This window comes from Acinetobacter sp. ANC 3882 (genome assembly GCF_022549545.1).
In the GTDB taxonomy this organism is placed as follows: domain Bacteria; phylum Pseudomonadota; class Gammaproteobacteria; order Pseudomonadales; family Moraxellaceae; genus Acinetobacter.
In genome coordinates this window covers 145,405-160,229 of record NZ_JAKZGB010000005.1, presented here as the reverse complement: position 1 = coordinate 160,229, position 14,825 = coordinate 145,405, and the positions used below count along the sequence as shown (strand labels likewise).

Below are 14,825 nucleotides of genomic sequence, written 5' to 3'. Positions count from 1 at the left end.
TCATTATCTTTTATCTTTTTTTAACAATTTTCATATCCACAAAAGCATGACTCATGTTTAAGATTCAGACAGCTTCAATCGAATAAAGCATTTATGACATCAACTTTAATCCATTGGAAAAAAAGCTTTCATCAACCTAGAGTAAAAATACAAAGGCTGAGCTTAATCATTGCAAATCACACTTAGGCATCTGAAATTTCGATACCCAATTGATGAATGATACGGCGAAGCATTCATATCTTAGAACGGTCCAACAGTTGAGATGACCTAGCTCACAGGTCATGTTGACGGAGATAGAACATGAGCCAAGACGATAAAAAATGTCCTTATAGCCACTTAACCACTGATTTTGGTGCACCGGTCGTTGATAACCAAAACAGCATGACCGCTGGCGCTAGAGGACCATTATTAGCCCAAGATTTATGGCTAAATGAAAAACTTGCCAACTTTGTTCGTGAAGTCATTCCTGAGCGTCGTATGCATGCCAAAGGTTCAGGTGCATTTGGTACGTTCACGGTCACCCATGATATTACTCAATATACCCGCGCGAAAATCTTTAGCGAAATTGGTAAAAAAACTGAAATGTTTGCACGCTTTACCACGGTTGCAGGGGAACGTGGTGCTGCGGATGCGGAACGTGACATCCGTGGTTTTGCTTTAAAGTTTTATACCGAAGAAGGTAACTGGGATATGGTGGGGAATAATACGCCTGTGTTCTTCCTACGTGATCCTCGTAAATTCCCTGATTTAAACAAAGCAGTAAAACGCGACCCTAAAACCAATATGCGTAGTGCGACCAATAACTGGGATTTCTGGACTTTATTACCAGAAGCCTTACACCAAGTCACAATTGTTATGTCTGATCGGGGTATCCCTTCAAGCTACCGTCATATGCATGGTTTCAGTAGCCATACCTATAGCTTTATCAATGCTGCCAATGAGCGTTTCTGGGTGAAATTCCACTTTAGAACTCAACAAGGCATTAAAAACTTAACCGATGCTGAAGCTGGTGAATTGGTGGGTCAAGATCGTGAAAGCCATCAACGTGATTTATTCGATGCAATTGAACGCAAAGACTATCCAAAATGGACTTTAGCTGTACAAATCATGCCTGAGCAAGATGCAGAAAAAGTTCCATATCACCCATTCGATTTAACTAAAGTTTGGCCGCACGGCGACTATCCATTGATTGAAGTTGGTGAGTTTGAGTTAAACCGTAATTCTGAAAACTTCTTCTTAGATGTGGAACAGTCTGCTTTCGCACCAAGCAACTTAGTGCCAGGGATCAGTGTTTCACCAGACCGTATGTTACAAGCACGTTTGTTTAACTATGCAGATGCCCAACGCTACCGTCTGGGTGTGAACTACCAACAAATTCCAGTCAACGCAGCACGCTGCCCTGTACATAGTAATCACCGTGATGGTCAAGGCCGTATCGATGCCAATTATGGCGGTTTACCTCACTATGAGCCAAACAGCTTCGGCCAATGGCAAGAGCAGCCACAGTACAAAGAGCCTCCATTGAAAATCAATGGTGATGCTGATTTCTGGGATTATCGTGAAGATGACAATGACTATTTCAGTCAGCCACGTGCGTTATTTGAATTGATGACACCTGAGCAACAACAAGCTCTGTTTGGTAATACAGCACGTGCGATGGGTGATGCTTTGGACTTCATCAAGTATCGTCATATCCGTAACTGCTACGCATGCCACCCAGCTTATGGTGAAGGTGTTGCCGCAGCATTAGGACTCACTGTTGCAGATGCTCAGGCAGCGCGTGAAACAGATCCAGCGCGTCATTTACCAAGCTTTCTATAAGCTTTGAAATACTAAAACAAAAGCCATCTTCGGATGGCTTTTGTTATGCAGTTAGGTGACAATTTCTTCAATGTCCAATTAGAAAAATAACCATGCAAAAACCATTAGAGCAACTGATTCAAGACCATCACATCATCTTATTTGATGCAGAGTGTGTGCTGTGCTCAGCATGGGCTGACTTTATGATCAAGCAGGATACCCACTATCAATTTAAACTGGTGTCTGTGCAATCCCGTATCGGACAACAACTCCTCACCTATTGCCATCTTCCGACTGATCATTTTGAAACCATGGTATTGTTGGAAAATGGTCAATGCTATACCGAATCAACCGCCTTTCTACGTATCATTCAGCGCCTAGATTCCCCTTACGCCAGTTTGAAATACGCCAGCGTCATTCCAAAAACCATCCGTGATTTTGCTTATCGCCGAATTGCACTTAATCGTTACCGCCTCTTTGGGAAAAACCAACAATGCTATCGCGTCACCCCTGAAACTCAGCAACATTTTCTATTAGATGAGGCCCTAATATGAACAGAGAGAACCCAACCCTTCAACAGATCTTAAGATTTTGTCAGTTGATTATTGCAAGTCTTTGGATTTATCAAGGGCTGATTCCCAAGTTGATTTTTCAGGTGCAAGATGAGCAGTATGTCTGGCAACAACTCAATATCGCTCCAAGCTATATTGATTGGATGATTTCATTCTCAGGGATTGCTGAAATGATTTTTGGCAGCCTGTTTTTATGGATTAGCCATCAATATTTGCACTGGCTCAACATCATCAGTCTGATCGGCTTATTTATTTTCGTGTTGTTCATTTATCCAGACAAGATTTATCAAGCTTTCAATCCCGTTGTCATGAATATTGCGCTTGCGAGCCTTTCAGTGATTTCACTGTGGTGTATCAAAACCATGCAAAATGCTAAGCACGAATAAAATGTCCTTCACGGATGCAATAAAATGGATTGACCAATTTGGAGGATGATTTCATGGCTTGCTGTAGTTCATGCTCAGGGTCATCACGATCTTCATCAGTCAATTGAAAGGTTCGGTAATGAATCGCCAGAGAGCGGTGGGAATGTAAATCAAGATGCGCATGAAATGCATCTTGTGGATTCATATGCACATAGCGCATCAGCATACGTGGTTCATAAGCACCAATCGGCAATAAGGCCACACGGACATCTCCATAACGCTCATGGATTTGCTTAAAGTGCGTGGAATAACCCGTATCTCCAGCAAAGAAACAATGTCCAGTTTTAGCAACTAATGAAAAACCGCCCCACAGTGCTCTATTTTGATCACGAACACCTCGTCCAGAAGTATGCTGTGCAGGTGTGTAGGCAATCTTCAACTCATCATGAAACGGAATTTCCTGCCACCAATCCATCTCGATCACATGCAGATGCTTCGGCAAGTAATAGGCATTACCCAAACCAGTATAAATCGGCATTTCAAATTTTTGATGCAGCCATTCTAATGTCGCCAAGTCCATATGATCATAATGATTATGACTCAACAGCACGCCATGAATCGTTGGCAGGTGTTCTAAAGCAATCCCCGCAGGACAGACACGGCGTGGACCATTTCCCTGTTTCGGGCTGACATATTCACACCAGACGGGATCAGTAAGAAAATTATAAGGGCCAATTTGAATTAAAACGGTGGCATGTCCAACAAACCAGATTTGCCAGTCATTCAGATCGGCATGCGCACGGTTTTGTGGCAGCTCCAACATGTGGTTTCGCATATTCCACTCATGCGAGCGATCTACAGTCCAAGTGGATGATTGACGAGTCGCCAACCATTTTAACAGGCCTTTACGATCAAAAGGTGTGAGCGGTTTCTGCAAATTATAGAAACGATCTATGCCACAATGATCAGAAGCCTCGTGTGGAAATGGAGGTTTCCCCCAAGTATGGCTCAAGCAAGATTGGGTCGGCAATTGGTAGGTTAATGTCGGCTTATCTTTCATGTACGTCTTCTTTGGTGGAATCTCATCGCATGAGGTGGGTAATGTTATATCCCGTTCAGATTATCAATCCTGTTTAAGCTGAACCTTTCAAACCATGATGATTTTTTTAGGATTCTCGTCTTATTCCAGATTCATAAAATCGGTCTTTGATCCTAACATAAGCTTGTTAGTTATGCTGATTTTCTGATGCAGAGTCAACACAATTTTACCGAACTAATAAACCCTGCTGACAATTCAGGCCAATCTGTAAGCATGAGTTTTTTATCTTTTTTTATATTTTATAAAAAAGCATATTGTATATAAAACAGCCTTGGTTATAATGCGCCAATAGCATGGTGTTCTCATCACTAAAACTACAAAAACAGTCAGACACCTTTGGACCTGCCTTATGGAATTACGTCATTTACGCTATTTCATTACCGTTGCTGAAGAGCTCAGTTTCAGTAAAGCGGCACTCAAATTACACACGGCTCAACCCTCTTTAAGTCAGCAAATTAAAGATCTTGAAGATGATGTGGGCGTGCAGCTTTTACATCGTACTAAACGAAAAGTTGAATTGACCGATGAAGGTCAGGTTTTTCTGGAGCAAGCGCGTTTAACGCTGACGCAAGCAGATAAAGCCGTGACCATGGCAAGACAAGTTGCCGCAGCCAAAGTGCTGTGCTTAAGAATCGGTTTTGTGCCTTCTGCTGAAATTCGTATTTTCCCTTATATCTTGCCGCGTTTGAGAGTCAGGCTACCCAAACTACAAATTCGCAGCCTCAATCTCAAAGAGAGTGACCAAATTGCCAAACTGAAGAAAGGTGATTTAGACATTATTTTTATTAATCAAAAATTTGAAAATGAAACTTTTGCCAGCCAACTGGTATTAAAAGAAGCGTTGGTTTTGATGCTACCCAAGCAACATCCGCTAGCCCAATGTTCAGAAATCACCACAGCCCAATTACAAGGCCTGATTCTCACCATATTAACTCACAAGCTTTCTCAGCCCCTCGCCAAAACGATTACCCAGTACATCAAACAGCAGCAGATCCATTTTCAAAGCATCGATGAAGCCAATACGATTGGCGAAGCAATTCAAGCGGTACACTCTGGACAAAGTTGTGCGATTTTACCAGCATACATTCAAGCCTTGGCCACCGATCAAATCGTGGTACGACCATTAGAGTCTGCTCTTCCCTACCTCGATGTGTTTATGAGTTACCCAAAGCGTGAATCCAGTACGGCAACACAGCACCTCATCGATGAAATCCAAACTGTATTTGGTTTAGAAAAGCCGTTTGCATCCAAGCAAAGCCACATAAAGTAAAAAAAGCCGAATCAATCGGCTTTTTTACTGCGATTTAATCTCTACACATTACTAAAAAATGCTGCAAATTTCTGATAGCTTGGCCGTTGTTTGATATTTTCCAAATAGTGCTCAATAGCAGGATGAGACTCAACCTCTCCCATTTTAAGTTGCCAAAATAACATCGCGGCAACGGATACATCCGCAGCGGTGAACTGCTTACCACATAAATACGGATCAACCTCAGTTAAACCCTGTACAAACGCATTGTAAGCATCTTGATAGTCACCATACCCTACCGATGATTTTTGCTCAGGTTTAACCTCGACGCCTAACATTTTGTTGGTCGCCGCTGCTTCCCAAGGACCAGAAATAAAAAACAGCCAGCGATAATACACACCACGTTTTGGATCATTCAGAGCAGGCGCTAAACCTTTTTCGGCAAATTTATCTGCCAGATAAGCACAAATTGCATCCAGTTCATACACCACAATATCACCATCAACCAAGACAGGCACTTTGCCAAATGGATTAATTTTTAAATATTCCGGTGCTTTCATTTCGGTTTGAAAAGCGACTTCGATGCGTTCACATTCAATGCCAAGTTCGATCAGCAACCAATCTACGACCACACCACGCGAAAAATTATTGGTATAAAGTTGAAGTGCCATATTGATATTTCCTTGATGAGTTATTCTTATTTCAATGTAATTGTTTTGATTGTCAGTTTTTGTCAGTAGTCGAACGACACACCTCTTGTGTCCACCATTGTTGAAATAGTTGTTGTTTGAATTGAGGATACACTTCCTGACTCAAACTTAACTGCCGCATACGATCGATCCGAAAATGCCGAAAACTCTGCCTTAGCTCGCACCAAGCTGCCAGTACAATCCGATCATTAAAATAACCTAAAGCAAACGGCCAAATGGTCCGAGAACTCACACGTAGCTGCTCGTCAGCATAATCCACCACAATTTTAACTTGTTGACGGATGGCCAAACGTACCTGTTCCACCAACATTTCATCTACGGGTAACCAAGTGTTGATTGATCGTAAAGTGGTATGTTCAAGCTGGTGCTGACAATGCTCAGGCAATACCGCATTGAGCTTGGCCAATACTGAAGTCGAAGCTGATTTCAAAGCCAGATCAGGAATTTCACTTAACCAGTTTAAGGCCAAAAAGATGGCCTCGATTTCAGTTTCATTCAACGTCATGGGAGGTAATAAGAAATCTTGTTTCAGTTGAAAGCCTAATCCAGCCGCAGCATCGATACAAACGCCTTGCTCACGCAAGGTATCAATATCGCGATAAAGACTGCGCTGACTAATCTGCAAACGCTCTGCCAATACCTGTGCGGTCACAGGATAGCGATATTCTCTGAGTAGCTGTAATAGATTAAGCAAACGGATTGAACGACTCATACGGTCCCTATTGTTATTATGGATGATGGGACAGCGCACTCTCCCATCATTGTTGTTTTATCTCAATAAACAGTTTAACTTGCAGTGGTATCAACTACAGGCAAGATGCTTTGCAAAGCAGCATGTAGGTCCTGCACATTGTGCGCAATCACCAAAGGTTGGTACTGCTGCAAGGTTTCAATGCTATGCACCCCATAACTCACACCAATACGTGGCATATTCAGATTTCGAGCCATTTCGAGGTCATAACTGGTATCACCCACCATCACAGCACGATCAGCCGCCACATCCATCTCGGCAAGAATTTCCTGCAACATCAATGGATCAGGTTTGGATTTAGTTTCACTAGCTGCACGGGTAATGTCAAACAGCGCATGGCTATTGGTTTGTGCCAAAACTCGATCTAAACCCTTACGGCTTTTGCCTGTTGCCACCGCGAGCTTTAAGCCTTGCTGTTTTAAATCTGCGAGTAATTCTGAAACACCATTAAACCAAGCATCACCTTTTGAGTTCGCAACATAATGATCTGCATAACACTGCAAAATATCTTGCTGTAGGTGTGGTACCTGCGGGAATAAAATCTGCATCACTTCAGGCAAGCCTAAACCAATAATGCTTTTTGCCGCGTCATCCGTGAGGGGTTGCTCAAACTGTTGTGCAGCATATTGCAGACTTGCCACGATTTGACCCACCGAATCAAATAAGGTGCCATCCCAATCGAAAATAACGAGTTCGATATTTTGGTTCATTTCTGCTTTCTCAATTCGTTAATCACCTGTTGCATATCTTCAGGCATTGGCGCTTCAATGGTTGGATAGTTTGGAATGTCTAAACGCATGGCATGCAGGCACAAACGGCGTGCCTCAGGACCTGCATATGGCGTGTTGTGTCCATATTTATCATCACCCACCAAAGGATGACCGATACTCAAACCATGAACACGAATCTGATGGGTCCGACCCGATAGCGGAGAAGCATGAACCAAAGTCGCTGCTTTATAACGCTCAACCACTTTCCAGTTAGTTTTACTTGGCTTGCCTTCTTTGGTCACACGAACACGACGTTCACCATTGGCCAATTCATAACGCAATAGTGGCGCGTCAATCATTTGCTGATCTAAACTGACCTGCCCTTTCACAATCGCAGCATAAGTTTTTTGAATTTTATGCTCACGTAATAAATCTTGCAGCAATTTTAAGGTACTACGCTTTTTACTGATCATCACCAGACCCGAAGTGTCGCGGTCAATACGATGAATCAATTCTAAATATTTTTTGCCTGTCGCAGCACGCAATGCTTCGATCAAGCCATAGGCCACACCACTGCCGCCATGTACAGCAATCCCTGAAGGTTTATTAATCACCAACAAACCTTCATCTTCATAGACCACGCGGCTCAGTAGGCTTTGAGCCACATCATCACTCACGGGCACATCAGATTCATCTTTTTGTTCGTAACGAATTGGAGCGACCCGAATTTGGTCACCAATGCTCAAACGTGATTCTGCTTTTATTCTTTTTTTATTAACGCGTACTTGCCCTTCACGAATTAAACGATAAATGCGACTTTTTGGAACACCTTTTAGTCGGGTAAATAAAAAATTATCTATTCGCTGCCCTTCTTGATGTTCATCCACGTCAAACCAAGTGACACTTTGCCATTGTTGTGTAGAATTCATACGCTCGATTAATCCAAGATTTGTTAAATATGATTAAAAATTGATCATTTAGCTAAGTTATTTCACAAGAAACCTAAACTTAGCCCATAGGCAGATGCCGCAAGGTTTGATATATTCAGCGCACGGATACCACCGTAAGTGAGCATCAAATCAAAAATTTTATTTAGATAAAATTTTAAATCGATGAGATATTCACCAACAACTCGGATAGGTCCTAAAGAATTATGCCGACGCCGAAGGCTTATTATATCGGCAAAATGGCAAACTGTTGCGTTTAATTGTGCATCTGCACATACAGTTTGTTCAGAAAAAATATGTCGCCAGCAATTTGCTGGTTATTAAACGTAAACTGATCCACATCAGACAATTTGCTCCCTGATGTCGCATTCAGGCTAAAGCGTTGATGCATTGGAACTGCTAAGCAGAGATACGATGATCATTCCGTATCAAGACTTCCAGATGGATCGACTTCAATGCTTAATGACAGTGAAAGTCACCATCCAATGCACCGCTCACCCGCCAGTGAAGCGTACAGGAAACTTTGATTATGTCGGATCTAGTGATATTTCACAGATGTAAGACATACATGAAATATCAACGGATTCAAGATTGAAGCAATATTGCTGACATCGAAGTAACCGTATCAAAACCCAGCTGGATATTTACAGTCAGTGGTTTCAGAGCTGCCTACACAACGTTGCTTCTGAGTCTTGATCGCGCCAATTTGATGTCTGCTCAAAATATTGAGCCGGTTGTTTGTGTGCATCACTATTAGGTGTCACACCCATGAAACGTATGTTGATTAATGCAACCCACGCAGAAGAAGTTCGCGTTGCACTTATCACTGGTAATCGTCTTTACGATTTCGACTTAGAGAATCGTACACGCGAACAAAAAAAATCAAATATCTATAAAGGTCATGTCACTCGCGTTGAACCGTCTTTAGAAGCGGTTTTCGTTGAGTACGGCGCACAGCGTCAAGGCTTTTTATCAATGCGAGAAATTGCAAACTCGTACTTCAAAGCTGACCCTCGTCAAACCTCAAATATTCGTGAACTCATCACTGAAGGCACTGAATTACTGGTTCAAGTTGAAAAAGAAGAGCGCGGCAATAAAGGTGCTGCCCTGTCTACTTTTATCTCACTTGCAGGTCGTTATTTGGTACTTATGCCAAACAACCCGAAAGGTGGTGGTATCAGCCGTCAGATTTCTGGTTCAGTTCGTGAAGAACTAAAAGAAATTTTAGCGTCGTTAAATCTACCACGTGGCATGAGCGTCATCGTTCGTACCGCTGGTATTGGCCGCACCCAAGAAGAGTTACAACTCGACTTACAACATTTGCTTGATCTCTGGGCACAAATTCAAGGTTCAGCAAGCTCTGGCCCATCACCAATGCTGGTTCATCAAGAAGCGGGGGTAGTTACCCGTGCGATTCGTGATTATTTACGCGATGATGTTGCTGAAATCCTGATTGATAGTGAGCAAGCCTACAACGAAGCTTATAACTTCGTAAAAGCAGTGATGCCTCGTCAGCTCGACAAATTAAAAACCTATACCTTGAATGAGCCTTTATTTGCTCACTTCGGTATCGAAAGTCAAATCCAGACTGCATATGAACGTGAAGTAAAACTTCCTTCTGGTGGTTCAATCGTGATTGACCAAACCGAAGCATTGGTATCGATTGATATCAACTCGGCAAAATCAACACGTGGTCATGATGTTGAAGAAACTGCGCTCAACACCAACTTAGAAGCCGCTGAAGAAATTGCACGCCAATTGCGTTTACGCGATATCGGTGGCTTAGTCGTGATCGATTTCATCGACATGACCAAAGACCGCAACCAGCGTATGGTTGAAGCGAAATTACGTGAAGCAACGCAAAGCGATCGCGCACGTATCCAGTTCGGTCAGCTTTCACGTTTTGGTCTCATGGAAATGAGCCGTCAACGCCTACGCCCTTCTTTAGAAGAAGCGACTGGCTATGTTTGCCCACGCTGTCATGGCACAGGCATGGTACGCGACTTACGTTCACTATCACTTTCGATTATGCGTAAAGTGGAAGAAATTGCTTTACGTGAGCGTCAAGGTGAAGTGCAAGTTGAAGTCCCAGTTGAAATCGCTGCATTCTTACTGAATGAAAAGCGTCACAGCTTGGTTTACCTTGAACAAACATCCAATGTTCGTGTGACGGTATTACCTCACCCGCACTTAGAAACACCACACTATCAAATCCAGTTCAACCCAGATGGTTTTGCACCTTCTAGTTATGAACGTACAGAAGCAACCCGTTCAAGCGAAAAAGAACTCGGTTATGAATCTTCTGACTGGCATTTAGAAGATGCTGAACACCATCATGCTGCACCAACACAAAATAATGCAGCGCCACAAAAGAAAGCAGCACAACAGCAACAAGCTGCTCAAGCAAAACAAACACAAGCAACGACACAAAAGTCAGCAAGTCCTTGTGCATGGTTAGAGAACTTATTTGTTCAAAAGCAAGCGCAAACGACTGACCAAGCACGTTCTGCACAAAATGCAGCGGCGGCCATTGAGCAAATGGTGAATAATGGTGCTGTAAGTCGTGGTCAATTTGGTCAGGTGAATGCACCTGCGGTTGCTGAAGTCGCAGCTCCAACAGCTAACAATGCTTATATTTCGCAAAACCCTGTGAAACAAGAAGCGCGTGAGCAATTTGATAAAGACGAGAAATCAAACCGTCCAAATCAAAATCAGAAGAAGCGCAAGCACAAAGAACAACGTGAGCAACACGCACATGCACATGAACAACAGGCTCAAGTGCATGAAGAAGTGGTACAGCTTTCACGTCAAGAACAGCGTCATGAGCAACGTGAACTAAAACGTCAGCAAAAACGTCAGCAACCTCAAGAGTCACAAAACCAGCAACAGCATAACAACGATGCTGCACACGCTAATGAGGCAGCGCCGTTACCACGTCGTGACCGTAATCAACAACGCCCAAATCGCCCAAATCGTCATCGCGACCAAAGCGTGTTGAATGAAGCTCCTGCGACAACTGAAGCACCAGCCAATCCACAGCAGGTCAAAGTTGATGTGGTAGATGCACCACGTTCAGCACCAATGAACACAGCATTGATTGTGAACATTGATCAAGGTCAAAGTGAAATTGTGGCACTCAACGCACAACAGGCACCTGCTCCAACAGCTAAAGTTGAAGCTGCTGCTAAGGTTGTGGAAAAAGTTGAAGCTGCACCTGAGGTTAAAGCAGAAAAGGCGGTGGTTGCTGAACAAGCACCTGCGACTGAAACTGCTCAAGCACCTGTAAAACGTGCTGCCAATGACCCGCGTTCACGTCGTCGTCAACGTGGTGCGCAAGCAGCTCAAAAAGCAGCACCTAAAGTCGTTGTGGCACCATCGCAAATCCCAACTTTAGGTCAATACACGGTCAGCAGCTTGATTCGTCATGTGTATGGTGAAGATTGCACCATTCTGATTGACCAATTTGGCTTAATCACTACGTTTAACCGCGCGCTACAAAAGTTTGCTGAACAATATGCAAGCTCTTTAGTGGTGGAGACAACAGTTGAAGAAGACAAGCGTCCTGTTACGCGTGATGCTGAACTTCCAAGCAAAAAAGTAGTGGAAGAAGCAGAACCAGCGCCAGTATTAGCACTGACACCGCCTGAAGCTGCAGCGATTCGTGTTGCCAATGACCCACGTGAACGTCGTCGTTTAGCGAAAATGGCTGCAGAACAAGCAAAAGAAGCACATGTTGCCTCAATTGCGACACCAGTTCCTGTAGAAAATACTGAATCGAAAGAAGAAGTGAAAGCAACAGAAGAAGTCGCGGCTGTTGTAGAAGAAGCTGTTGTTGCAACACCTGAACAGCAACCTTTGGAACTTGCCAATACTGAAGTTGCTCCAGCAGAATCGGCAGCAGTTGAAACAGTATCAGAACAACAACCTGTTGTTGCTGATAAGGTTAAAGCTGCTCCAGAAGCCGTTGTAGACGTTACTGAGACAGCTCAAGCTGTTGAAAAAACTGAACCAGCGACAACTGCGACAGAAGCAGAATTAGACGATGAAGCAGCGAAAGCTGAAAAAGAAAAGTCGAGCCGCCCTCGTCGTCCACGTGGTCGTCCACCTAAAAAAGCCACAGCTGAGTGAGTAATTTGCTAAATTGCACTCAATAAGGCTAAGCCTAGTCATTTCGATGACTAGGCTTTTTTGTTATTTTGTCAAATTAGGTTGATTGCTCTAGGCACTTACCATTACAAAACAGCATCAACAACAATGGTGTGAATGGTTGTGTTCTAACGGATAGCCATTTCTTGGATTGATCGAAAAATAAATAGGATTGATATGAGCCAAACTACGCAGACCGATATTATTACCCTTGGTGATGTCGCTACTCGACTTCCGAACTTCATCACTAAAGTCCCTCATATCCTGAATGGTCTTAAACAAGCATATTTGCGAACGCCAACATCTCCCGCAGGTTTAGGCATTGCCTTTGAAAAAGCAGTCAAGCGTAACCCTCAAGGCATCGCACTGTTATTTGAAGATCAAAGCTATAGCTATCAAGCACTCAATGAATGGGCAAACCAAATTGCACATTACTATTTGTCACTTGGAGCAAAAAAAGGCGATGTTATTGCCGTGATGGTTGAAAACCGTCCTGAGCTGATTGCCTCTATCGTTGCTTTAGCAAAAATTGGAGTAACCATTGCGCTTGTGAACACCTCGCAAGTCGGTAAGGTACTGGCGCACAGTATTAATTTGGTCAACCCAATTGCAGTCATTGCAGGTGAAGAAGCTCGTGCTGCAATTGATGAAGCCCGCCAAGACTTAAAGGTTGCTCAAGATCGTTTCCACTGGTTTGCTGACCAAGAAACCCGTAAAAATGCAGGGACTGCACCACAAGGTTACGTGAATCTTGCCCAGCAAATTGATCAATTTCCAAAATTCAATCCATCAACCACACGTACAGTGACGGGTAAAGATGGTTTGTTCTACATCTACACCTCAGGCACTACGGGCTTACCAAAAGCTGTGATTTTCACTCATAGCCGTTGGACGCTCGCCTATGGCACCTATGGTCACATTCTCAATCTGGGCAAAGATGATGTAATGTACGTGACCCTACCGCTTTACCATGCTACGGGTGTGGTAGTGTGCTGGTGTGGCGTAATCGCAGGAAGTGCAACACTTGCGGTGCGTCGTAAATATTCAACCAGTGCATTCTGGAAAGACGTACAGAAATTCAATGCATCTGCGATCGGTTATGTGGGTGAACTATGTCGTTACCTCATCGATGCACCTGTGACAGTAGAAGATCGTGCACACCGTGTGACCAAGATGATTGGTAATGGTATGCGCCCAAATATTTGGGGCAAGTTCAAAGAACGTTTTGGTGTGGAAGAAGTACTTGAGCTCTATGCATCAAGCGAAGGTAATGTGGGTTTCAGCAATATCTTTAACTTTGACAATACCGTTGGTTTCTCACCAACACCATATGCCATCGTTGAATTCGATAAAGAAAAGAATGAGCTGGTACGTGATAAGAAAGGCCACTGCAAAAAAGTGAAAACAGGCGAAGTTGGCCTACTGATTGGTAAGATCACCAGTCGTTCACCATTCGATGGCTATACAGATCCTGAAAAGAACAAATCTGTGATCTTGAAAGATGTGTTTACTCAAGGTGACTCTTATTTCAACACTGGTGACTTGGTTCGTGATATCGGTTTCCGCCACGCACAGTTTGTGGATCGTTTAGGCGATACGTTCCGCTGGAAAGGTGAAAACGTTTCTACCACAGAAGTTGAAAACATGGTCTGCGAATATGAAAAGATCGTAGAAGCGGTGGTGTACGGCGTGGAAATTCCAAATACCAATGGTCGTGCAGGTATGGCAGCAATCACCTTGGTTGATGGGGCCGAACTGACTGACGCAGATTTAAGCGACATGGTCAATGTGTTTAAGAAGTGCTTACCTTCTTATGCCATTCCCGTGTTTTTACGTGTTCAAGAGAAAGTTGAAACGACTGGTACATTTAAATACCAGAAGAATAAACTCAAAGAAGACTCATTTAATCCGAGTAAAACTTCTGAACGTTTGCTGGTTTTATTACCAGGTTCAAGCAGCTATAGTGATGTAAACACTGAGATCTTTGATAATATTCAAAGCTATCAATACCGTTTCTAGTTTATTTTTTAGCTAAACAAGAGGAAATCGTGCTTTTTATAAACAATCATGCACATGTTTTTGAATTTCCTCTTGTGTTAGCTGAATAAGTTGCTAGAATACGCAACATCAAAACGAAGACGCATTTAGAACAAATTAGTTTTTCTTGCGTAGCATATTTAAGCGATGCTTAAATACTTGCTTAGGGTCGTTAGCTCAGCTGGTAGAGCAGCGGACTTTTAATCCGTTGGTCCCGCGTTCGAATCGCGGACGACCCACCACTTAATGTTTTGATACTCCTGAAAAGGATTGATAACCGAAAGTTATCGAGATTTGTAAGACTACGCGCTTTGCTTGTCTTGCAATAATTTTAGAGTGTTACTCTAAAATTCTTTCAGGGTCGTTAGCTCAGCTGGTAGAGCAGCGGACTTTTAATCCGTTGGTCCCGCGTTCGAATCGCGGACGACCCACCAAATTC

12 protein-coding genes and 2 tRNA genes are annotated in these 14,825 nt (G+C 43.2%); 9 read left to right on the top strand and 5 right to left on the bottom strand.

The window, feature by feature from the left end; genetic code table 11:
* Positions 1–300 precede the first annotated feature (300 nt).
* From MMO42_RS11600 to MMO42_RS11590, 3 genes are all read left to right on the top strand, one after another.
* Complete coding sequence (locus MMO42_RS11600; protein WP_005210282.1) at positions 301–1,821, top strand: catalase; 1,521 nt, start codon at positions 301–303, stop codon at positions 1,819–1,821.
* A 92-nt stretch (positions 1,822–1,913) separates the two neighbouring features.
* The gene (locus tag MMO42_RS11595; protein WP_241320632.1) at positions 1,914–2,354 is read left to right on the top strand and encodes a DCC1-like thiol-disulfide oxidoreductase family protein; all 441 of its coding nucleotides are present in this window, start codon (positions 1,914–1,916) and stop codon (positions 2,352–2,354) included.
* Positions 2,351–2,758 carry a DoxX-like family protein gene (locus MMO42_RS11590; RefSeq protein ID WP_241320631.1) on the top strand — a complete coding sequence of 136 codons (408 nt, stop codon included), beginning with the start codon at positions 2,351–2,353 and terminating at the stop codon, positions 2,756–2,758. Before MMO42_RS11595 ends, MMO42_RS11590 begins: the two co-directional genes overlap by 4 nt.
* Here MMO42_RS11590 and MMO42_RS11585 read toward each other — a convergent pair.
* A complete protein-coding gene (locus tag MMO42_RS11585) occupies positions 2,745–3,797 on the bottom strand; it encodes an MBL fold metallo-hydrolase (RefSeq protein WP_241320630.1) in 1,053 nt (350 codons plus the stop codon). The genes MMO42_RS11590 and MMO42_RS11585 overlap by 14 nt on opposite strands.
* 388 nt (positions 3,798–4,185) lie before the next feature.
* Here MMO42_RS11585 and hcaR point away from each other — a divergent pair, with 388 nt between their 5' ends.
* The gene (hcaR, locus tag MMO42_RS11580; protein ID WP_241320629.1) at positions 4,186–5,106 is read left to right on the top strand and encodes a DNA-binding transcriptional regulator HcaR; all 921 of its coding nucleotides are present in this window, start codon (positions 4,186–4,188) and stop codon (positions 5,104–5,106) included.
* 41 nt (positions 5,107–5,147) lie between these two features.
* Here hcaR and MMO42_RS11575 read toward each other — a convergent pair whose 3' ends face one another.
* The 4 genes from MMO42_RS11575 to MMO42_RS11560 all read right to left on the bottom strand — a co-directional run bounded on the left by MMO42_RS11575 (position 5,148) and on the right by MMO42_RS11560 (position 8,185).
* Positions 5,148–5,756, bottom strand: coding sequence for a glutathione S-transferase family protein (locus MMO42_RS11575; protein WP_241320628.1), 609 nt, complete (start codon positions 5,754–5,756; stop codon positions 5,148–5,150).
* Between the two features lie 52 nt (positions 5,757–5,808).
* A complete protein-coding gene (locus MMO42_RS11570; RefSeq protein WP_241320627.1) occupies positions 5,809–6,507 on the bottom strand; it encodes a YafY family protein in 699 nt (232 codons plus the stop codon).
* 74 nt (positions 6,508–6,581) lie between these two features.
* Complete coding sequence (locus MMO42_RS11565; RefSeq protein WP_241320626.1) at positions 6,582–7,256, bottom strand: HAD-IA family hydrolase; 675 nt, start codon at positions 7,254–7,256, stop codon at positions 6,582–6,584.
* Entirely contained in the window at positions 7,253–8,185 is a 933-nt protein-coding gene (locus MMO42_RS11560; RefSeq protein WP_005291563.1) for an RluA family pseudouridine synthase, read from the bottom strand. Before MMO42_RS11560 ends, MMO42_RS11565 begins: the two co-directional genes overlap by 4 nt.
* A 432-nt stretch (positions 8,186–8,617) precedes the next feature.
* On the opposite strand from MMO42_RS11560, the gene MMO42_RS11555 reads away from it, so the two are divergent.
* The 5 genes from MMO42_RS11555 to MMO42_RS11535 all read left to right on the top strand — a co-directional run bounded on the left by MMO42_RS11555 (position 8,618) and on the right by MMO42_RS11535 (position 14,820).
* Positions 8,618–8,764 (top strand): hypothetical protein, encoded by a 147-nt coding sequence (locus MMO42_RS11555; RefSeq protein ID WP_004637771.1) that lies wholly within the window; start codon positions 8,618–8,620, stop codon positions 8,762–8,764.
* A 207-nt stretch (positions 8,765–8,971) separates the two neighbouring features.
* Positions 8,972–12,331 (top strand): Rne/Rng family ribonuclease, encoded by a 3,360-nt coding sequence (locus tag MMO42_RS11550; RefSeq protein WP_241320625.1) that lies wholly within the window; start codon positions 8,972–8,974, stop codon positions 12,329–12,331.
* Between the two features lie 195 nt (positions 12,332–12,526).
* Positions 12,527–14,368, top strand: a complete 1,842-nt coding sequence (locus tag MMO42_RS11545) for a long-chain-acyl-CoA synthetase (RefSeq protein WP_241320624.1) — start codon at positions 12,527–12,529, stop codon at positions 14,366–14,368.
* Between the two features lie 184 nt (positions 14,369–14,552).
* Positions 14,553–14,628 (top strand) — tRNA-Lys (locus tag MMO42_RS11540).
* Positions 14,629–14,744: 116 nt separating this feature from the next.
* Positions 14,745–14,820: transfer RNA gene (locus MMO42_RS11535), tRNA-Lys, on the top strand.
* The last annotated feature ends 5 nt before the right edge of the window (positions 14,821–14,825 follow it).